We start from the raw sequence: 20,056 nt of genomic DNA, 5'->3' as shown, positions 1-20,056 counted from the left end.
TTCCTTAGATTAATCCTGTGGGAAATTTGGCAAAACCTTTCAGGCGTTTAAAACGGTACATGCCACAACGCCGGCCGTTTCAGTCCGCAACCGATTATCCCCCAGCGAAACCGGAATAAATTGATGATTCAGAGAGGATTGGATTTCTTCGGGTGTGAAATCGCCCTCCGGACCAATCAGGATAACGGCATGTGTTGACGGAAGTATAGTTTTTTGAAGGAGTTTCTTGTCATCGTTCAGACAGTGGGCAATAAACCGGTTCTGTAAAGGGCCGTCGTAGGCGGATATGAATTTGTCAAACTTTGTCATTTCCCGTATGACAGGCATCTTAGCTACTATCGCCTGTTTCATTGTTGAAATTACAAGCTTCTGAAGCCTTTCAATATTGATAACCTTTCTTTCCGAACGCTGGCAAAGAAGCGGTGTAATAGTATCAACACCTATTTCAACCGCTTTTTCAACAAACCATTCAAAACGGTCCATGTTTTTAGTCGGGGCAATTGCGATACTGATATCGAAATCCCTGGACCGGTTTACAGCAATTGTCTCAACTATTTCGAGTTCGCATCTTTTGGGATTAGAGCTGGTGAGTTTTGCCCTGTACATTTTGCCAGAGCCATCAAGCAAAAGCACCGTTTCACCGGCTGTAAGCCTTAGTACTCTTGCACAATGGGCTGATTCCTCGGCATTCAACACCGCATTCCTGTCAATTATTCCGGTATTATAGAAAACATGCATGAATTAGTTTTTTCGGTTCAGGTGGTACGGAATTGTATCATAACCAAGTGACATCTGTTCGATTTGCACAAGGCTGGCATCAAAGCCGAGCGCTCTCACATCGGAAAGGCTGTTCCTTGAAATAAAAAGGTAGAGTATCATTAGGATGCGTTCCCTGAATTTAAAATCAAATTCGGTAATATTCAGACGTTCAATCAAAATGAACTTGAAATCGGTCAATATATTATGTTTCCGCAACGACGGGTAACCACTGAAAAGGTCGATCTCACCGGTACTTGCCATTTCATTTGTTATCTGCCGGAACATGGCATTGATTCGCGGTTCAACTTTAAAGCCAAGAGAGAAGTCGACGCGGGTAAGTATACCCGGGATGATATGGGTAACCTTATAATCATGGGTTCTTGGTTCATCAGTAATATCAACATGAATAAGCCAGTAATGATCAGCCCTCTTGGGTTGCTTGTTCAGAATGGATAATACAATTTTGGATTCAATATCAGTAGCTCTGTTTGCTTTTGTAAGAAATACCAGATTGGTTGCAGTTTTCGGAATGCTGTTGTCATTCCTGAGATCTTTTATTACGCCCACATACTGTTCAAGAGGTAGAAACCTGAGGAACCGGTTGGCAATTTTCCGGCCGTTATACCATGATAACATAATAATGGCCAGAAAGCCTCCTATTGTTAAAGGAAACCAACCTCCATCCTTAAGCTTAAACATGTTGGCGTACAGAAAAGAACCTTCCACAGTTACAAATGCAACGAAGAAGAGCAAGATCAGAAACGGGTTGGTCCTTTTATTTGACAGGTAAACGATAAGCAGAAAAGTATCAATAAGCATTGTAATATTGATGGAGAGCCCGTATGCGGCTTCCATTTTATCCGATTCCCTGAATATTAGAACAACGGCCATACAGGCAAGCCAGAGAAAAATATTGATGCTGGCAATGTACATCTGCCCTTTCTGCAGGGTGGGGTATTTGATTTTTATTTTCGGCCAGAAGTTAAGCGAAATGGCCTCGCTGATAAGAGTATAGGATGCTGAAATCAGCGCCTGGCTGGCGATAATGGCGGCTGCTGTGGCAACAAGCACACCAATAGGCAGAAACCAGGCAGGCATAATTGAAAAAAAAGGATTTATAATGTTCTTCATTTGCTCACCATGGCTGAGAATCCAGGCTCCCTGGCCAAGGTAATTCAGAATCAGCATTATCTTCACATATATCCACGAAACCCTGATGTTTTTTATACCGCAATGGCCAAGATCGGCATACAGCGCTTCTCCACCGGTTGTACACAGAAAAATGGCGCCAAGCAGCAATATGCCGCCCGGGTAGTTTATAAGCAGGTTAATAGCATAATACGGATTGAATGCTTTAAGAACAAGTATCTTTTCATGAATCTCAAGAAGACCCAGCACACCCAGCATCAGAAACCAGATAAACATAATGGGGCCGAAAAACCGGCCTACGTATTCGGTACCAAACTGCTGTATTGAGAAAAGCAGGGTGAGAATAATGATAACAATGGGAATAACACTGATTTGGGGGTTGATCATTCTCAACCCTTCAATTGATGAAACTACAGTGATGGCAGGTGTAATCACTCCGTCAGCCAGCAAAAGGCTTCCCCCTGCAATAGCCAGCATGTAAATCCATCTTTTGCTCTTGCGCAAAAGGGCAAATAGTGAGAAAATTCCGCCTTCACCCTTGTTATCCGCCCTGAGCATGATCAGGACGTATTTTACAGTTGTTTGTATGGTGAGTGTCCATATCACACAAGAAAGAACGCCGAGTACAAATTCAGGCCGGCCGGGATCAACACCACGGATAACCGCTTTCATCACATAAAGGGGTGATGTGCCGATATCACCGAAAACAATGCCAAGAGTTATAATAATCCCTGCTAAGCTGAATTTTATACCATGGCTTTTCCCGTTGCCACTCATCTATTTATTCTGTTTTCAAAAAAGACTGCTAAATTACTCTAAAAGTTCAATTTCGAAAGCTAATATTTTGGTTTCTTATTGTTCTGCTTTCAGTTAAAATGATTCCCTCTGTTTAATTTTATGTTTAACCGTGTTTGCTGAGGTGTGAAACAATATGTATATTTGCACGGTGTTAAACTCTAAGATTAAATCTATTAAACTAATCAATACTATGCATACAAAAAATCAGGTTAAAAGGATCTGTTCATTTCTTATGATTGCAACAGCCTTGATAGTTGTTGTTTCATGTAAGAACACAACCACAAATGATCAGAATCAGGCTGCATCTGATTCGTTGAGTAAGGATACCCTGGCTACAAACATTCAGGAAATTCTGTATCCGCTGCCTTCACCTTTTGAACTGACCCAAATGCTCAATAACATCGGAGCAAAGTATACATCAAAGAATCTCAACGCTCCCAATAAAGTTGAAAAGTATATCACTGAAAAGAGCAAAGCCCTGAATATGGGAGTTTATGTAGCTGACCTTTCGTATGCTGCAACCTTCGAGCAGCAGCAGGACGTTCAGACCTATCTTGGTTCGATAAAAACTCTTGCCGATCAGCTTGGTGTTTCCTATGATTATGAGAAACTGATGTCAGAAGAATACAAAGCAAAATACAGCAACAAGGATTCACTTACCAAGATTGTAACGAATACAATTTATGGAACATACAAATATCTCGAAGAAAAAAGCAATCCTGACCTGGCTGTTGATATGGTTACCGGCGCCTGGGTTGAACTGATGTATATTGCTACCAATATTTCACAGGACTCCTATAATTTCACCGGTCTCGTTGACCTCATTGTGAAACAAAAAGCATCCTATGAAAAAGTAATGAGCCTTCTGGCAAGCCGTAATTCAAATCCTGACATTAAAGACCTTGAAACAAAACTTCAGCCTTTGCAGGCTGCATTCGCCAAGGTTGACCAGGGTCTTTCACAGGCTGATTACACGGTGATTTTAAATACGATTAAACAGGTCAGGAATTCACTGATCTGATAGTATAACAGTCGGTATTTTTTACACAAACAGCCCTGTTATCGCAGGGCTGTTTTAGCATAATACGTTATGAATGAATCTATTCTCCGGGCATTGATGCGGTTATTCGCGATTGTTTCCGATATCAAAAAGAACGGACAATCGGATAATAAGCGAAGTATTGTGATGGATTACCTCGATCAGCAATACAGCCGTGAAATAGTTCAGAAATACATCAATTTCTTTGATGAACAGGTTAAGTATTTTCATCAGCTCAATAATGATCCGATAATCTCAAACCCTGATGATCGCAAAAAAAACGCACAGAGCCGGATCATCGAACTTTGCACCCAGATCAATGAAGAGCTTGAGCACAAACAGAAGATCATTGTTCTTGTGTATCTTCTCGACTTCATTCACAGCGGTGAAAGACTTACACGTTTAGAGGTAAGCCTTGTTCGCACAGCAGCATCTTTCCTTAAGATCAGCGATGATGAATTCCGTGATGCCAAGCATTTCACTTTTGAAGAGATCAATGATATCGTAAACCGTGACTGGTTACTTGTAATCAGGCCAAAAGACGCTACAACTTCTGACATTAAGCAACTGGGCATTGATAAGCTCGAAGGACAGATCCTGGTCCTCCATATTCCAAGCGCTGATGTTTATGTCTTCCGCTATTACGGGAATATGAAACTCGTTCTGAATGGTCACCGCATTCATTCAGGGCGTTCCTACATATGGTCTGTCGGATCGGTTATCCGGAGTCCCAAAATAGGTTCTATCTATTTCAGCTGGGTTCGCGGAAAGTTTATCCATGCCATGGCTGAAGTGAAATTCATTTTTACGGCTGAAGACATTGAGTTTAACTATTTCAACAGCCGTAACGGTGTCAAACGATTTAACCTTACGGAAGAATCAGGAAGACTTGTTGGCATAATCGGTGGAAGTGGCTCCGGAAAATCTACGCTTCTGAATGTGCTGAACGGCAATCTTAAGCCAAGGCACGGTTCTATAAGGATTAACGGGTATGATATTCATAAGGATAAGGAATCAGTAAAAGGTATTATCGGTTATGTGCCACAGGATGACCTGCTAATTAAAGAACTTACCGTTTACGAGAACCTGTATTACAATGCCAAGCTCTGCTTTGATTCTTATACCGAGGAAGAGATTGCTGATGTGGTCGAGGATGCGCTTATCGATTTTGATTTGCTGGAAGCACGCGACCTGAATGTAGGTGATGCCTTCACAACTTTTCTGAGCGGTGGCCAACGGAAGCGTCTCAACATTGCCCTTGAACTGATCCGGGAGCCATGGATCCTTTTTGTGGATGAACCCACGTCCGGATTGTCGTCTGCCGATTCTGAAAAAGTTATAACCCTTCTGAAAAGGCAAACGCTGAAAGGAAAACTTATCATTGCCAATATTCATCAGCCTTCATCCGATGTGTTCAGGATGATCGACAAGCTGCTGGTTATGGACCAGGGTGGCCGCGTTATCTACTACGGGCATCCGATGAGCGCAATAACCTATTTTAAGCAGGAAGCTCATTATCCTGACGCCGAGGAGACCGAATGCCTCAGTTGCGGTAACATCAATTCAGATGAAATTCTCAGAATTGTTGAGGCCCGCGAAGTGGATGCCAATGGCCGTTTGACCCGCAAACGCAAAACTTCACCCGAAGAATGGTACCAGAGATTCCTTACAAAAATTGACACGCAAACCAAGCTGATCGTAAGAGAACACGATGCCCAGGTACCCAAGAACAATTTCAGGATCCCTGATCATTTCAACCAGTTTCTGATCTTCCTGAAACGCGACCTGCTGGCAAAATACTACAATAAGCAGTACCTGATGCTGCTGGCGCTTGAAGCACCTATACTGGGTTTTATACTGGCTTTCTTTTCAAAAAATTACACTTTTGTGAATGGTATGCCGAAATATATATTCGGTGAAAACCAGGTAATCCCGGCATTTCTCTTCATGGCGGTAATTGTTGCCCTTTTCCTGGGCCTTGTCATCAGTGCCGAAGAGATTTTCAAGGACCGCAAGATCCTCAGGCGTGAGAAGTTCCTGAATTTGAGCCGGTCGAGTTACCTCTTTTCTAAAATTATAATCCTTTTCGGCATCTCAGCCCTGCAATCCCTCATTTTTGTGCTGATAGGCAACTCAATGCTTGAAATCAGGGGAATGCTTTTCAGTTACTGGGTTGTACTTTTTACTGCCGCGTGCTGGTCAAACATGCTGGGACTGAACATCTCTTCCGGATTTAATTCGGTAGTTACTATCTATATTCTTGTTCCGCTTATCCTGGTTCCCCAGCTGCTCTTCAGCGGCGTGGTCGTCGACTTTTCGAAAATGCACAATAAGATATCGAATGATAAACAGGTTCCGATCATCGGAGACCTGATGACCTCAAGGTGGGCTTATGAAGCGCTCGCAGTAACACAATTCAAGGACAACCTGTATGAGAGGTATTTCTTTGATGCCGAAAGCAGGGCCAATTCAGCAGGTTATTACAGGTCATATGCAATTACAGGGTTACAGGAGTTGCTTGATGATTCTGAAGACCTTTACTTTAATAACTCAGATACCTTCCGGTTCAACAATAATCTGAATGTTCTTAAATCGGAACTCAAAAGAATCTGCCACGATATCGGAACGCCGCTGCCTTCCTTTTCTGACAGTCTTGACAGAAAATCCTATAAACCTTCATTGAATAAATCATATAATGAAATCCTGAATAAAGCTCTCCGCATTTACAAAAACAGGTATAATAACGCGGTCACCGAGCGCGACCGGATTTATGAAGAACTTATAGAGAAATTGGGAGGTGAGGATAATTTCCTGACATTCAAAAAGAAATATTTCAACAAACAGCTTGCGGCAGTTCTTACCAATGAGAAGGAGATCATGCATTATACAATCCATGACGGCGAAATGATCCCCATAAAGGATGCCATATACCGTGAACCAGCAAATAATTCATGGCGGGCCCATTTTTATGCTCCCCATAAAGACTTTTTCAATTATTATGTGGCTACCTTCTGGTTTAACCTTTGTGTGATATGGTTATTCACAGGTTTGTTGTTTGTGCTTTTGTATTATGATGTGATGCGCCGTGCACTGACATACATGGAAACCTTGCGAATTAACCGGTTGAATAAAATCAAACTCAATAGGTTACTAAAAATAGCCGATCTGAGCGTGAACATCAGAACAAAAAGATAACTTTGGCTATATGATTCAGCTGTTTTTTGGAAGTCTCCTTTTAAGCATGGTTCACGCCGTAATTCCGAATCATTGGCTGCCTGTTGTGGCCATTGGAAGGGCAGAGAAATGGACTCTCCGCGAAACGATGATGGTTACCGGAATCAGCGGTTTTGCTCATACACTGAGTACCATAATTGTAGGGATAACTATTGGCATTATCGGAATCAGTCTGAGCAGCAACTATAAAGTTATTTCAGAGAAAATCGCACCGGGATTGCTGATCCTGCTTGGCATTATTTACCTGGTAATCGACAGGCTTCATCATCACAAGCATCACCATGGTTTAGACAGACCGGTAAATCAGAAATCAAAAATGGCCATTATCACTTCACTTGCCCTTGCCATGTTTCTGAGTCCCTGTCTTGAAATTGAAGCTTATTACCTGCAGGCCGCTGCAGCCGGGTGGCTGGGAATTATTATGGTGTCAGCTGTGTATGTTATCCTTACAGTGTCTGGTATGCTTCTCCTTGTATTTCTTGCCAGTAAAGGGGTTCGGTCAATCCAGTCGCATTTTCTCGACCATCATGAGAAACTATTGTCTGGGATAGTCCTCATCATTATTGGCGTTTTCAGCCTGTTTGTAAGTTTCTGATCTTATTCTTCAATAATTTTCAATCCGCCTTCAACGATTTGCCTGTAATAGCAGGTTGAGTAGGGCAGTCCCGAAGGTTTTCTGGCATGACATACTCCCTTGCCTTCAGGAATCACAAGGAAAAGAAGTGAGTTCTGTTCACAGTTTATTCTTATGTCAACCACTTTCAGGTAATCACCTGATGTGGCACCTTTTTTCCAGAGCTCTTTTCTCGATCTGCTCCAATAGGTAGCATACCCGCTCCTAAGGGTTTCTTCAAAAGCCTCCCTGTTTACCCATGATAGGATAAGGACATCCTTCGTGATTGAATTCTGGGTTATTACAGGTACAAGTTGATTCCCGTCTTTCCCGAAATCAAGCATTAATTGATTTGTATCTTCTTTTAACATAATCGGTTTTTTAGTGCAGCAGTTATCAGAAAAGCCCGCGATCCTGCCCATACCGGATGGCTTCATAGGTGTTGCTTACATTCAGCTTTTCAATAATCCGCTGCCGGTGTGTATTCACGGTGTTCACACTGATATACAGTTTATCAGCGATTTGCTTGCTGATCAGTCCGCGGGCAATTAACTGAAGGACCTCCTTTTCCCTTGAAGTCAGTTCGGTTTCTTTCAAAACCGGCAAGTCATCTTCAGGCGGAAAGTAATATAATTCTCCGGTCACCTGGTTTTTAAGTCTTCCCCTGAAAGGCGCCGTAATGTCCCGGTCAGGAGAAAGGTCAAGCATACTCAGTGCCAGCCATACATTTCCCGATGCGTCAAACTCAAGCGGCACCTGTTGTTCAATTACTCTTACATATTCATTATCCCTGCCTTTTACCCGGTATTCAAAAATGGTTTTATAATGGAGGCTTTCCTTTTTATCGGGTAATGAAAAACCAAGCCTGATAAAATAAAGCCCGGCTTTCATAAGGGGAATCAAATCATCCGGATGAATCATGCTGTTCGTGTAATTCATATCCTCTGAAGCCCTTTCAGGATCCCATCCAAGCAGTGACTTATATTTAGGTGAGTAATAAACGTGTTTTCTTTTGTACAAATCAAAAACAGAGATGCAACCGCTGTCTACCACATCAATTCTTTCAAGCAGGGGTAAATGGTAATCAAGGATCCGATAATCGAGATCTTCGGGTTTAAAAACCTGTTCATCCAGAAGAGCCATATATTCCGTGAATAATTCCTTGAGTTCCATAGAGAGTTAAAAATACTGATATTTCAGGATTTCATAAAAAAATACATGTGGCCATCTTTGTCAAAATTAGTAAAATAGATATGAAAGGTATAAAATCGTCAATTTACGGTTTAGGTTTTGTTCTTTATTTCACCCTGTCCTTTGATGCGGATTGCCAGAACAGGATTGTCAGGGGTATTGTGAAAGACCGCAACACACAGGAAACTCTTCCCGGTGCCACCATTATGATTTTAAATACAAATCCCTTACTGGGAACAACAACAGATGGCAACGGAGCTTTCAGAATCGAAAATATTCCTGTCGGAAGATACAGCATACAAGTTAGTTATATCGGTTATGAATCAACGGTGGTGGCCGAAGTGCTTGTGCAAACGGGTAAGGAGACTATCCTTGAAATTCTGATGAAACAATCGGCAACGGCACTTGAAGGAGTTTCAATAAAGGCTTTTGCAAACAAGGAGCAGGCAGTAAATCCCATGGCTATGATCAGTTCGCGCCAGCTTACAATGGAAGAAGCTTCACGATATGCCGGGGGAATCGATGACCCTGCCCGACTTGCAACGGCATTTGCCGGAGTGGCCGGCTCCTTGTCGTCAAATGCCATAGTGATCCGCGGAAATGCACCAAAAGGATTATTGTGGAGGATGGAGGGGATTGAAATTCCCAACCCCAGTCATTTTGCCAATGTATCCACATTCGGCGGAGGTGGTATAACTGCCTTAAGCTCTCAAATGCTGAGTAATTCCGATTTCTTCACAGGGGCCTTTCCTGCTGAATTCGGAAATGCCCTTTCAGGTGTTTTTGATATGAGAATACGGAACGGAAACAATGAAAAACGCGAACACACAATTAAAGCCGGAATTATTGGAATTGATTTTGCCACCGAAGGGCCATTTATTAAAGGTCGCAGGTCATCATACCTTATGAATTACAGATACTCAACGCTGGCACTGATATCTCCCTTGCTGCCGCAGAATGCGCAGGGTATAAAATACCAGGACCTTTCATTCAAACTTAATTTTCCCATGGGCAGGAAGGGCACACTGAGTGCCTGGGGACTTTTTTCAACTGACCGGACCGGTTCAAAGGTTAAGGAAGATTCCACCCAATGGATTTATTACCAGGATATAGAGGAAGATGTGAATAAAAACCGAATGGGAGCAGCAGGAATAAATTATAAAACGATCCTGTCAGAAAGCACTTACCTGAATACAGCTGTTGCAGCCACAGGCAACCTGATTTACTGGCACAGGGAGCGACTTGACAGTGCCATGAATTTGTATCCCAGGGATGAAATAGCCCAGAATGACAGGAAGTACACGCTCTCATTCCTTGTAAATCATAAATTCGGAAGCCGCCATATCAATCGTACCGGTATCAATATCAATTACCTGACATACAAGGTAAACCTGAAGCAAAATGACGGAAGGGATCAATTCAGGACATTTGCCGACAAAACCGGGAACAGCACACTGATTCAGGCTTACACTCAATCAAGAATAGATCTTGCTGATCATTTCATACTCAATGCAGGAATTCATTCGCAATGGTTCACGCTCAACAGCGATCTGACCTTTGAGCCGAGAATCAGCCTTAAATGGAATGCCACTGACAGAAATTCATTCAGCGTGGCTTACGGATTGCATAGTCGCATGGAACCACTTGGATTCTATTTTGCCATGCAGCAAATGGATGGCCGCACTATTGAGCCTAACCTGCGGCTAAAATTTACCCGTTCTCAACACTATATTTTATCCTGGGAATTAAAAACAGGTGAATACAGTCGTTTCCGCCTTGAACCATACTTTCAGAAAATGTCAAAGGTGCCTGTTATGCCCAACAGTTCTTTTTCAATGCAAAACCTTGAAATGGATTGGTTTTTTTATGACTCCCTTGTAAATCGAGGATCAGGGTATAATGTGGGTGCTGATATTACTCTTGAACGGTTTCTGCACGACGGATTCTACTATCTTTTTACGGCATCGTTATTTGATTCAAAATACAAAGGAGGTGACGGCGTAGAACGAAATTCAAGATTCAATAAAAATTATGTGGTTAATTTCCTCTTTGGAAAAGAATGGACACCGGGAAAAAATAGAAATAACCTGCTCAGCTTAAACTGGAAGTTTAGTGTATTGGGAGGGGATCGTATATCGCCAGTAAATTATGCCGCTTCGTATATCAGTAATGACGTTATTTATGATGAACAGCATGCGTTTCAGGAAAGAAAACCGGATGTCTGGTATCTTGATTTCACGGCCTCCTGGCATAAAAATCATCCCCGGTATTCAGCCACCTGGTCGGTCCAATTTGTGAATCTCCTTTTCCAGAAAGAATTTTACGGCTACAGGTATAATTTCAGAACGGACCGTGTTGAGCCCCTTCGTGAAGTGGTTGTCATTCCGAATCTGAGCTATAGAATCGATTTCTGACAGTTGAACTTTCGTTTTATGGGTTTGTTCCTGATTTACGCAATTCCACTTATCAGCAATAAACTTATAAAACAATGTCTATGAAAAGATTTTTTACGATTTTGTCGTTATGCCTAATTGCGATTTATCTCAGTTCCGGCAATACGGCAGCACAGGATCAGTGCCCCCAGAGCCTGATCCATTTCTGGAAATTCGATACAAGATCACACAGTAAAATTGTGGATCGTATTGGTAACCTGGATGGCGAATTTCAATCGCCTCCGGAGTATGTTCCCGGCAAGGTGGATTCAGCCGCCTACTTCGACGGGAATAAACAGGTCACCCTGCCTGCCAACCAGGACTTTAACTGGGGCAAAGATGCAAGCTTTACAATTGAATTCTGGGTGAGGAAAACAAATGCCTGTCCTAACCGCAACAATTCAAGTAATAATGTGATTATTGGCAGGGATGATAATGTAACCCAGGTTCACTGGTGGGCCGGAATCAGCTGTACGAATCCCGGAAGAGTGAATTTTACACTCATTTCAAACGATGGCACTAACCAGACACTCGAAAGCAAGAAAGGGGTGATTAACGGACTGTGGCACCTGATTGGGATAGTAAGAAACGGTACGGCAAAAACAACTAGTATTTTTATTGACGGTCAGCTGGATACTACTGCAACCTATACGTTTACTGATGACTTTGCTTCAATAGCGCCCATTGGTATAGGATGGCTGAGTGCGGGACAGCAGTATCACTTTGAGGGTTACCTCGATGAACTGGCCCTGTATAACACGGCTATTGATACATCTCTCTTCAGGGCACATTTTAACAACGGTGCCGGCAAAGCTTATTGCCAGGTTGCCCCTGAACCGGCTACAGGTCCCTATGCACTTACAGTGAATTTTACAGGGATGACAAGCGTTATAGATAAACCTTTCAGTATGTATGTAATTAACCACAATAGTAAAGAAAGGCTTGACAGTGCCACATTGACATTTGATACCGGGAATTTTTCCGTTCGATTTGATTCGATCCTGGCCGGGACAGCATACGATTTTGATTTCTGGTCGGATAAAAATGCAAACGGTAAATATAACGCACCACCTGTAGATGAATCATGGCGGGTTGAAAACATAAAGCTCAATTCGGACTCAGCAATCAATTTTGCTTATTCCACCAACTACACACGGATTTTTGATGTTCAGCCCGAGGTGGATTCAACGCATTTCAGCCTGGCTCTGGATTTTATCGGTTTCAACCAGGAAGTTGACAGGAATATGACAGTCTACATCAGGCAGCAGCAAAATGACAGCATTGTTGATAGTCTGTATTTATCACCTGTAGATTCGGGTGATTTCACGGTTGCTTTTGATTCGCTGACAGTCGGAGAACGTTATAATCTTGATTACTATTCCGATGTCAATAACGACAGCATGTATTCCGCACCCCCAGTGGATCATGCCTGGAGAAAAGAATTACCGGTAATCACAAAGGATACAGTGATGAACGTTTCTTACAATACCGAATACACGGATATATTCCCTGTGTCTGGAGGAGACTCAGCTGTTTCAATCACAATAAATTTCACAGGGTTCACTCCTGAAACAGGAAAGAATCTGGTACTTTATCTGAGAGATAAGGAAACCGGAGATTTTCTGGATAGCCTCAGGCTGACCCCGGTTGATACCGCTGATTTCACACTGGTTCTTGATTCGCTGCAAAAAGATAAGGATTATCATATTGATTATTATATCGACTTTAACGGTGACAACGTGTACCAGGTGCCTCCGACCGATCATTCGTGGAGAATTGTGGTGAATAACCTGAATGCAGATACCACCATTAATGTGGCACATGATACGAACTATGTTGATATCGGGCTGGTAGTAACCGGTGTGCCACCTGTGGAAAATGAATCTGGTTTTATGATTTATCCGAACCCGGTGAAAGACTATTTGACAGTATACTACATTGAAAAAGTGAACAGCCTCAGGATTTACAATCTTACAGGTTCACTTGTGATCAACCGGAATGTTGCCGGTTCAGGACGCTCTGAGCGTATTGATGTATCTGCCCTGAAACCGGGAATGTATATTTTGCAACTCAGAACCAGTTCAGGCAATCATGAAATGAAACTGATGAAGGAATAGTTGCTTTTAATACAGGCCACCCACGGAGCATGAGCCAAACTAGTGGCGATATCTTAGATTTCGCCACTAGCGTGGCTCTTTGTCAATAGCAAAAGTGAATACTACAAAGATTCCGGCACTAGCGGCTTTGTGTTTAATTTTTAATGAACTCCTTCGGGAAATTTACAAAATACAATTCTTCTGTGGCCCTTGTAATGGCAGTATACAGCCATCGCAGGTATTCCATGTCGATGTTCTCACCTTTCATGAAACCCTGGTCAATAATGACTGCTTTCCACTGGCCGCCCTGCGCCTTATGGCATGTAACTGCATAGGCATATTTCACCTGGAGGGCATTGAAGAAGGGATCTTCTTTAACCGCCTTGTATTGCTTACTTTTTGAATTCAGGTGCTGGTAATCCTCATAAACGCTGTAATACAGCTTGCGGTTATCTTCCTGGCTCATGGAGGGAGAATCAGCCGTCAATGCATTCAGCATGATCCGGGCTTCGAATTCAATATCGTAATCAACCAGTTTCATCAGCGCGTAGGCAAACCGGTAGTCATAGCGCTCTTCGTATTTTTTTATCTTCAGGATTTTTACAATGTCACCGTTTGCAATGAATTCGATTTCAGGTTGGTCTTTAATCCAATAGTAATTGTTCTTTACAATCATCAGCAGATCGCCCGGAACCAGTTCTTCTTCCCGAAACAGCACCTGTTTCCTGATGCCGGCGTTGTATTGGTTTGCCCGTTTATTCGACCGGCACAGCACAATGGTGTCGTCGATGCCGTATTTATTGTAGGCACTTTCCATAACATCGGTTAGCTCCGTGCCACCAATGAAAAAAATATCCCTGTATTTTTTATATTCGAGTGCCGGCATCGACATATTGGTTTCCGTGATCTGGTTCCTTACCAGTGTGGCATTATGCAGGATTCCTGAATCGAGATTTTGCCTTACGATATCCCTGAGCAGGAATTCGCCTGCCACGGGCATATACAGGGCCAGCTGGTTTCTGTCGAGTGCCGGGCTCACGACTATCCCTACAGGTGGAAGTTGCGCCGTGTCGCCTATCAGGATCAGCTTGCAGTTGGCGCCATCCCTGACAAATTGCATGAGGTCGGCCAGCAGCCTTCCTGAACCAAAACGGGTTCCTTCATTCAATGAATCCGAAATCATGGAAGCCTCATCCACAATGAGAACCAGGTTGCTGTATAGATTTTTACTGATGACAAATTCACCGAAGCCATCGCCTGCGGCTTTTTGCCTGTATATTTTACGGTGAATGGTAAATGCATTTTTACCGGCATATCCTGAAAAAACCTTGGCCGCCCTTCCTGTCGGTGCCATGAGCATTGACTTGATCTTCATTGAATCGAGCGTCTTAACAAGTGCGCTGATCAGTGAGGTTTTCCCGGTGCCGGCGAACCCTTTGACAACAAAGATACGGTTGCTGCCAGGGTCAAGAATAAATTCAGTTAATTGTTTCATCAACTTCTCCTGGCCTTCCGTAGGCACATGCCCAAGGTTTTGCCTGATCTGTTGAATGAAATGGTCAGCAATCATAGTTAATTCATCTGTTCGCAAAGTTATTGATTATACCACTTACCATTCCCGTTATTTTATTTAATTTCGCAAAAGTCAGACACCGGATGCACGAGATTAATTATATCGACAGGACATTTAAACAGGAAGCCGCAGAAGAGTATTCGCTGCTTATTCAGGTTAATAAAAAAGGACTTTCCTATTGCATTTATAACCCGGCAACTGAAAATTATGTTGTTTTCCGCCGTAAACGATTTGAGCAGGTCATTATGACCGGTGACCTGGTGAGGAAAACTGAAGAAGCCCTTTTAAGTGATGATTTTCTTTCACTTCCTTTCAGGAATGTTTGTTTCGCCGGTTATACACAGCACACAACACTAATACCACAGGAATTCTTTGATCAAAATGTAACTGACAAGTATCTTAAATTCAACCAGGGCGAAGATATTCACATTTCGGTTTTCAGCAATTTCATTCCAGAAGCAGGACTGTTTAACGTTTTTGCCTTACCTGAGGAACTCGTCTCATTGGTCAGCCTGCATTTCCGCAAGGTTGAATTTCTAAGCCAGACAACACCTTTTGTCCGGCACATAGCCGTTCAACCCAATCATTTTACTGCGAACTGTGTTTTCATGGGATTGTATCCTGAATTTTTTGACATCGCCTGCACGGGGAATTCAAAACTCAGGATTTATAACACATTCCAATATACCAATGAAAATGACCTTCTATATTACCTGCTGCTTGTATTTCAGAAAATGGGACTGGATCCGGCTAAAACTCCGTTAAGAATCTCAGGAGAGCAGGCATCCAAACTCAGCTACTGGGATTTAATTTCACAATATGTCCAGGATTGCCGGTATGATGAACCGGCAGAAATTCCGGCCTTGGCGTCAGGACTTAAACAACTGGTCACTTCCAGGTTCCTAAATTTACTAAATTTACAGATGTGCGGATCATCGGTGGAAAATACAGCGGGAGAAGGATTGAGGTAAGCAAAGGTTTTGATTCAAGACCTACAACCGACTTTGCCCGCGAAGCCCTTTTTAATATTCTCACCAATCATTTTGATTTTGAAGATGCTGCAGTGCTGGATCTTTTCAGTGGAACAGGCAGTTTAAGTTTTGAATTTGCTTCAAGGGGCTGTGAAAATATCGACCTTGTTGAGATCAACGGGAGGGCCACTCAATTTATTTCTAAAACAGCCGGGGAGATTGGAATGAAAGGAATTCATGCCGTGAGGATGGATGTTTTCAGGTTTATCCCAGTGTGTCATAAGAAGTATGATATTATTGTTGCAGATCCTCCTTATGAACTAAAAAATATTGAGACTATCCCTGATTTGATCATGCAGTTCAGCCTGCTTAAAGAGAACGGCTGGTTTGTACTTGAACATGGCAAGTCGAATAAATTTACAAATCATCCCCGCTTTTCCGAAGAACGCAATTACGGCAGCGTTCATTTCTCCTTCTTCAGATAGTTTTTTTATTCAGGAGGCTCAATCTACAAATGCTTTCGCTATATTTATTTTTAAATATACGGGTATGACAAAGCGTGAGCGTCTTAAAGCGGCCCTCAATCACAGGCAGACCGACAAGGTTCCGGTGGACATGGGCACAACAGGTGTGACGGGTATACATGTTCTGGCCCTGGAAAGGCTTCGGGATTTTTATGGTCTTGAAAAAAGGCCGGTAAAGCTTATTGAACCTTTTCAGATGCTGGGCCAGGTTGATGACGATCTTGCTGAAGTATTGCACCTGGATACCATTGGAATAAATCCCAGGAATAACATGTTCGGTTTTCCGAATGAGAAATTCAGAGAATACCGTACCCACTGGAATCAGCTATTGCTTGTACCTGAGTTATTCAATATCATTACCGACTCAAATGGCGATTACCTGATTTGTCCGGAGGGCGATGTAACCGTTCCCCCTAGCGGAAAAATGCCCAAAACAGGCTTCTTTTTCGATGCCATTATCCGCCAGGAACCGATTGTCGAAGAAAACCTGGACCCTGTAGACAATCTTGAAGATTTTGGCGTATTGTCGACGATTGATCTTGAATACTGGAAGAACCAGGTGGCCATTGGCCGTGAATCGGGCAAAGGAATCATAGCCAATTTCGGCGGCACAGCAGTGGGCGATATTGCCCTTGTTCCTGGCCTGTTTTTGAAAAGGCCTAAAGGTATTCGCGATGTGGCGGAGTGGTATATGTCCATGATGCTTCGACCGGATTACCTTAAAAGTATATTCGAAAAGCAAACCGACATTGCCCTTGAAAATTTCAGGCTTCTTTATGAAATAGTCGGAAATGATATCGATGCTGTTTTTCTTTGCGGGACAGATTTGGGAACACAGGATTCAACCTTTTGCTCGATTGATACTTTTGATGAGCTTTTCAAACCGTATTATCAGAAAATGAATAACTGGATCCACGGGCATACAGAGTGGAAAACATTCAAACATTGCTGTGGGGCAGTAGAAACACTCATGACATCGTTTATTGAGTCGGGTTTTGATATTATCAACCCGGTTCAGATTAACGCAGCAGGTATGGACCCGGCAACACTTAAAAGGAAATACGGAAAGGATCTTGTTTTCTGGGGTGGGGGAGTTGATACCCAAAAAGTATTGCCCTTTGGAACACCTGCGGATGTTGAAAAACAGGTTCTTGATCTGTGTGAAATCTTTTCGAAAGACGGTGGCTTTGTATTCAATACGGTTCACAACATCCAGGCTAATGTGCCGGTAGAAAATATTGCGGCCATATTTAAGGCACTAAATAGGTTTAACGGCTACTAATAAAAAAAGCCCCGGAATTTACCGGGGCTTTTTAATTCTATATTACGGTTAAATTCCGCTCAGGTCAACATTCTTAAGCATAATTGATGGTATTCTGATCGAATCGCTTTCACGGATATCATTACCCATTTCAGCGAGGTTGAACCAGAAGTCGCTCATATTGCCCGTAATGTTCATTTCATTAATAGGATGACCAAGTTTACCGTTCTCAATCACGAATCCTTCGATGCCATAGGAAAAATCACCTGTTGTTCCGTTGCAGTTACCTCCTATAAAACCGGTGATCAACACGCCTTTCTTAACATCACCGATCATTTGCTCACGGTTTCTTGTACCCAGTGTGAAGATAAAATTGGTGCTGTCACCGCTTGTAGGATCCATTTTTAACTTACGTCCGTAATAGGTGTCAATATAGTAAGTCTTCAGCACACCATTTTCGATTACAGGACGTTTCACAAGGGCAAGACCCTCACTGTCATATAGTCTCGATGCGGGACCTGACGGAATGAAAGGATCATCAACAACGTTCAGTAACGGTGATGCAACCGGTTTTCCAATTTTTCCAACCAGGAAGGATTGTTTCTGGTAAAGGCTGTAGCCGTTCAGTGCATTGAATACAGGGTATAGCAGGTTTGCGGAAACCCTGTTGTCGATTACAACTGTATATTTCCCTGAGGCAATCTTTGAAGGATTGATTTTTTGAATGGCCTTTTCAAGTGCCTTTTTACCAATATCTTTTGTGATCAGTTTATCGGCGAAAATGTTATTCTCATACCAGTAATCCACAGGTCTTCCGGTGTCGGTTTTCAGAGAAACACTTACGCTCATGGATACCCATGTGTTTTTCTGATCCCCTTTAAACCCGTTGCTGGTAACCATTACCTCGTTTGATATTCCGTCGCCGTAATCCGAAGTAACAGAAACAATCCTTTCGTCCTTTTTGTAAGCTTCATTCAGGGCGTTCATGGCCAGGTCGATCTTTGTTTTGGCCTCTACCTGATCCATTTTAGGATCAAAAACGTTCAAATCCGGACCGTTACCCTTGTAGTACAACGCCGTATCAGGAAGGATCCTGAATTCATCTTCGGCCAAAAAACGGGTGGCGGCAACGTTATCATCCACAAACTTGAAAAGGTCTTCCTTTTTAAGTCTGTTTGTAGAATTCGATGAATATTTCTTATCCACATACAGATCAATTGTCAGTCCGGCCCTGTTCGATTCTTTCAGGGTATCAATGTTCTGATCGCGGATTTCAATATTGCTGCTCCTGCTATCGTATATTTTGACAGCAACCTGCTGGGCACCTGCTTTGAGAGCATGCTCCATCACAAGTTTTGCGAGTTCGTATTTTTCGTTTGTATTCATAGCAATTGATTTATCAGGCGTTTACACCGCCAACGGTAAGTTTTTTTATTTTCACTGTAGGAATGCCCTGTGTAACCGGTGCACCCTGGCCGTTTTTACCACATGTCCAGGTGCCTTCGGCGATGGCAAGGTCGTCTGCTACCATAACCACATCAGCAAGCGCCTGCGGGCCGTTACCGATAATGTTTATGTCCTTTATAGGTTTGGTAAGCTTACCGTTCTCAATGATATATCCAAGCTTTACAAAGAAAGTAAAATCGCCCTGTCCGATATTCACTTCACCATTGCTGAAGTTTTCGACATAGATACCGTTTTTAACACTGGCTATGATTTCTTCTTTTTTATGAGGTCCGTTTTCCATGTACGTGCAACGCATACGCGGAATCGGAATATTCCTGAAGTCCTGTCTTCTTCCGTTTCCTGTTGGCGCTACCTTATAGAAATTTGCGCTGATGCGGTCGTGCAGGTAACTTTTAAGTATACCTTTTTCAACAAGCGTAGTAATTTCGGATTTATTACCTTCGTCATCAAAGTTAAGGGCACCTCTGTCACCAGGCCTGATTCCGTTATCCACGATGGTTACAAAATCTTCGGCAATCTTCTTATTCATTTTATCCGAGAAAATGGAGGTATTCTTCCTGTTAAAGTCGGCCTCAAAGGCATGACCCATGGCTTCATGCAACAGGATACCCGATTCTCCGGCGCCCATCACCACTTCCATTTCACCGGCCTTTGGTTTGCCGGCTTCAAACAGGATGGATGTTTTATCAATGGCTTCTTTCACAAGAACATCAACCATATCGTTAGTCAGGAATTCAGCGCCTTTCCTGTATGAACGGCTTACATAGAAATTTTCGGTACGGCCGTTGTCTTCCATAATGCAAACTCCGCTCAGGGCAACCATCGGACGGTAGTCATAAGCAAGAAGACCTTCTGAATTATAGAAAAGAATATAAGAACTGCTGTCGTTCTGGTATACATTCACTTTTGTAACGCGTTTGTCACCGGCAAAAATGCCGTCATTCAATCG

General features: G+C 42.7%; 15 protein-coding genes. 8 read left to right on the top strand and 7 right to left on the bottom strand.

Translation table 11 applies throughout. The features are described from left to right. Window positions 1-39 precede the first annotated feature (39 nt). Both VK179_13290 and VK179_13285 read right to left on the bottom strand, forming a co-directional pair. Window positions 40-738: a 16S rRNA (uracil(1498)-N(3))-methyltransferase gene (locus tag VK179_13290; GenBank protein ID HLO59715.1), complete on the bottom strand. Its 699-nt coding sequence runs from the start codon at window positions 736-738 to the stop codon at window positions 40-42. A gap of 3 nt (window positions 739-741) precedes the next feature. Continuing rightward, complete coding sequence (locus tag VK179_13285; protein HLO59714.1) at window positions 742-2,685, bottom strand: KUP/HAK/KT family potassium transporter; 1,944 nt, start codon at window positions 2,683-2,685, stop codon at window positions 742-744. Window positions 2,686-2,896: 211 nt separating this feature from the next. On the opposite strand from VK179_13285, the gene VK179_13280 reads away from it, so the two are divergent. The 3 genes from VK179_13280 to VK179_13270 all read left to right on the top strand — a co-directional run bounded on the left by VK179_13280 (window position 2,897) and on the right by VK179_13270 (window position 7,574). After that, window positions 2,897-3,727 carry a hypothetical protein gene (locus tag VK179_13280; protein HLO59713.1) on the top strand — a complete coding sequence of 277 codons (831 nt, stop codon included), beginning with the start codon at window positions 2,897-2,899 and terminating at the stop codon, window positions 3,725-3,727. Between the two features lie 69 nt (window positions 3,728-3,796). Beyond that, window positions 3,797-6,940, top strand: a complete 3,144-nt coding sequence (locus VK179_13275; protein HLO59712.1) for an ATP-binding cassette domain-containing protein — start codon at window positions 3,797-3,799, stop codon at window positions 6,938-6,940. A gap of 10 nt (window positions 6,941-6,950) precedes the next feature. Next, window positions 6,951-7,574, top strand: coding sequence for a hypothetical protein (locus VK179_13270; protein ID HLO59711.1), 624 nt, complete (start codon window positions 6,951-6,953; stop codon window positions 7,572-7,574). A gap of 2 nt (window positions 7,575-7,576) precedes the next feature. Here the strand turns inward: VK179_13270 and VK179_13265 are convergent, their stop codons facing one another. After that, complete coding sequence (locus VK179_13265; protein HLO59710.1) at window positions 7,577-7,963, bottom strand: phosphoribosyl-AMP cyclohydrolase; 387 nt, start codon at window positions 7,961-7,963, stop codon at window positions 7,577-7,579. A gap of 25 nt (window positions 7,964-7,988) precedes the next feature. Next, window positions 7,989-8,765, bottom strand: coding sequence for a LuxR C-terminal-related transcriptional regulator (locus tag VK179_13260; GenBank protein HLO59709.1), 777 nt, complete (start codon window positions 8,763-8,765; stop codon window positions 7,989-7,991). An 80-nt stretch (window positions 8,766-8,845) separates the two neighbouring features. Between VK179_13260 and VK179_13255 the strand changes: the two genes are divergently transcribed. Together VK179_13255 and VK179_13250 are read left to right on the top strand one after the other, a co-directional pair. After that, on the top strand, window positions 8,846-11,197 hold the full coding sequence (locus tag VK179_13255; GenBank protein HLO59708.1) for a TonB-dependent receptor: 2,352 nt from the start codon (window positions 8,846-8,848) through the stop codon (window positions 11,195-11,197). Between the two features lie 80 nt (window positions 11,198-11,277). Beyond that, window positions 11,278-13,332, top strand: coding sequence for a LamG-like jellyroll fold domain-containing protein (locus VK179_13250; protein HLO59707.1), 2,055 nt, complete (start codon window positions 11,278-11,280; stop codon window positions 13,330-13,332). A gap of 133 nt (window positions 13,333-13,465) precedes the next feature. Here VK179_13250 and VK179_13245 read toward each other — a convergent pair whose 3' ends face one another. After that, on the bottom strand, window positions 13,466-14,881 hold the full coding sequence (locus tag VK179_13245; protein HLO59706.1) for an AAA family ATPase: 1,416 nt from the start codon (window positions 14,879-14,881) through the stop codon (window positions 13,466-13,468). An 86-nt stretch (window positions 14,882-14,967) separates the two neighbouring features. Between VK179_13245 and VK179_13240 the strand changes: the two genes are divergently transcribed. The 3 genes from VK179_13240 (at window position 14,968) to VK179_13230 (ending at window position 17,661) form a co-directional block, all read left to right on the top strand. Next, the gene (locus tag VK179_13240; GenBank protein ID HLO59705.1) at window positions 14,968-15,855 is read left to right on the top strand and encodes a DUF3822 family protein; all 888 of its coding nucleotides are present in this window, start codon (window positions 14,968-14,970) and stop codon (window positions 15,853-15,855) included. Continuing rightward, window positions 15,810-16,340 carry an RsmD family RNA methyltransferase gene (locus VK179_13235; GenBank protein ID HLO59704.1) on the top strand — a complete coding sequence of 177 codons (531 nt, stop codon included), beginning with the start codon at window positions 15,810-15,812 and terminating at the stop codon, window positions 16,338-16,340. Before VK179_13240 ends, VK179_13235 begins: the two co-directional genes overlap by 46 nt. Window positions 16,341-16,404: 64 nt before the next feature. Beyond that, window positions 16,405-17,661 (top strand): uroporphyrinogen decarboxylase family protein, encoded by a 1,257-nt coding sequence (locus VK179_13230; protein HLO59703.1) that lies wholly within the window; start codon window positions 16,405-16,407, stop codon window positions 17,659-17,661. Between the two features lie 48 nt (window positions 17,662-17,709). On the opposite strand, the gene VK179_13225 is transcribed toward VK179_13230, so the two are convergent. Together VK179_13225 and VK179_13220 are read right to left on the bottom strand one after the other, a co-directional pair. Continuing rightward, a complete protein-coding gene (locus tag VK179_13225) occupies window positions 17,710-19,026 on the bottom strand; it encodes a TldD/PmbA family protein (GenBank protein HLO59702.1) in 1,317 nt (438 codons plus the stop codon). A 13-nt stretch (window positions 19,027-19,039) separates the two neighbouring features. Then, window positions 19,040-20,056: TldD/PmbA family protein (locus VK179_13220; GenBank protein ID HLO59701.1), on the bottom strand; the 1,017-nt coding region annotated here is incomplete at its 5' end.

Source organism: Bacteroidales bacterium (assembly GCA_035299085.1).
GTDB lineage: Bacteria > Bacteroidota > Bacteroidia > Bacteroidales > UBA10428 > UBA5072.
Note: the sequence above shows the minus strand (reverse complement) of the source record. Positions and strands in the feature narration are given on the sequence as shown.

Bases quoted from the DNA above. Each gene is read 5' to 3' on its own strand.
- VK179_13290 (HLO59715.1), bottom strand. From the start codon at position 738: ATGCATGTTTTCTATAATACCGGAATAATTGACAGGAATGCGGTGTTG.
- VK179_13230 (HLO59703.1), top strand. From the start codon at position 16,405: ATGACAAAGCGTGAGCGTCTTAAAGCGGCCCTCAATCACAGGCAGACC.
- VK179_13275 (HLO59712.1), top strand. From the start codon at position 3,797: ATGAATGAATCTATTCTCCGGGCATTGATGCGGTTATTCGCGATTGTT.
- VK179_13225 (HLO59702.1), bottom strand. From the start codon at position 19,026: ATGAATACAAACGAAAAATACGAACTCGCAAAACTTGTGATGGAGCAT.
- VK179_13260 (HLO59709.1), bottom strand. From the start codon at position 8,765: ATGGAACTCAAGGAATTATTCACGGAATATATGGCTCTTCTGGATGAA.
- VK179_13265 (HLO59710.1), bottom strand. From the start codon at position 7,963: ATGTTAAAAGAAGATACAAATCAATTAATGCTTGATTTCGGGAAAGAC.
- VK179_13270 (HLO59711.1), top strand. From the start codon at position 6,951: ATGATTCAGCTGTTTTTTGGAAGTCTCCTTTTAAGCATGGTTCACGCC.
- VK179_13285 (HLO59714.1), bottom strand. From the start codon at position 2,685: ATGAGTGGCAACGGGAAAAGCCATGGTATAAAATTCAGCTTAGCAGGG.
- VK179_13250 (HLO59707.1), top strand. From the start codon at position 11,278: ATGAAAAGATTTTTTACGATTTTGTCGTTATGCCTAATTGCGATTTAT.
- VK179_13240 (HLO59705.1), top strand. From the start codon at position 14,968: ATGCACGAGATTAATTATATCGACAGGACATTTAAACAGGAAGCCGCA.
- VK179_13255 (HLO59708.1), top strand. From the start codon at position 8,846: ATGAAAGGTATAAAATCGTCAATTTACGGTTTAGGTTTTGTTCTTTAT.
- VK179_13280 (HLO59713.1), top strand. From the start codon at position 2,897: ATGCATACAAAAAATCAGGTTAAAAGGATCTGTTCATTTCTTATGATT.
- VK179_13245 (HLO59706.1), bottom strand. From the start codon at position 14,881: ATGATTGCTGACCATTTCATTCAACAGATCAGGCAAAACCTTGGGCAT.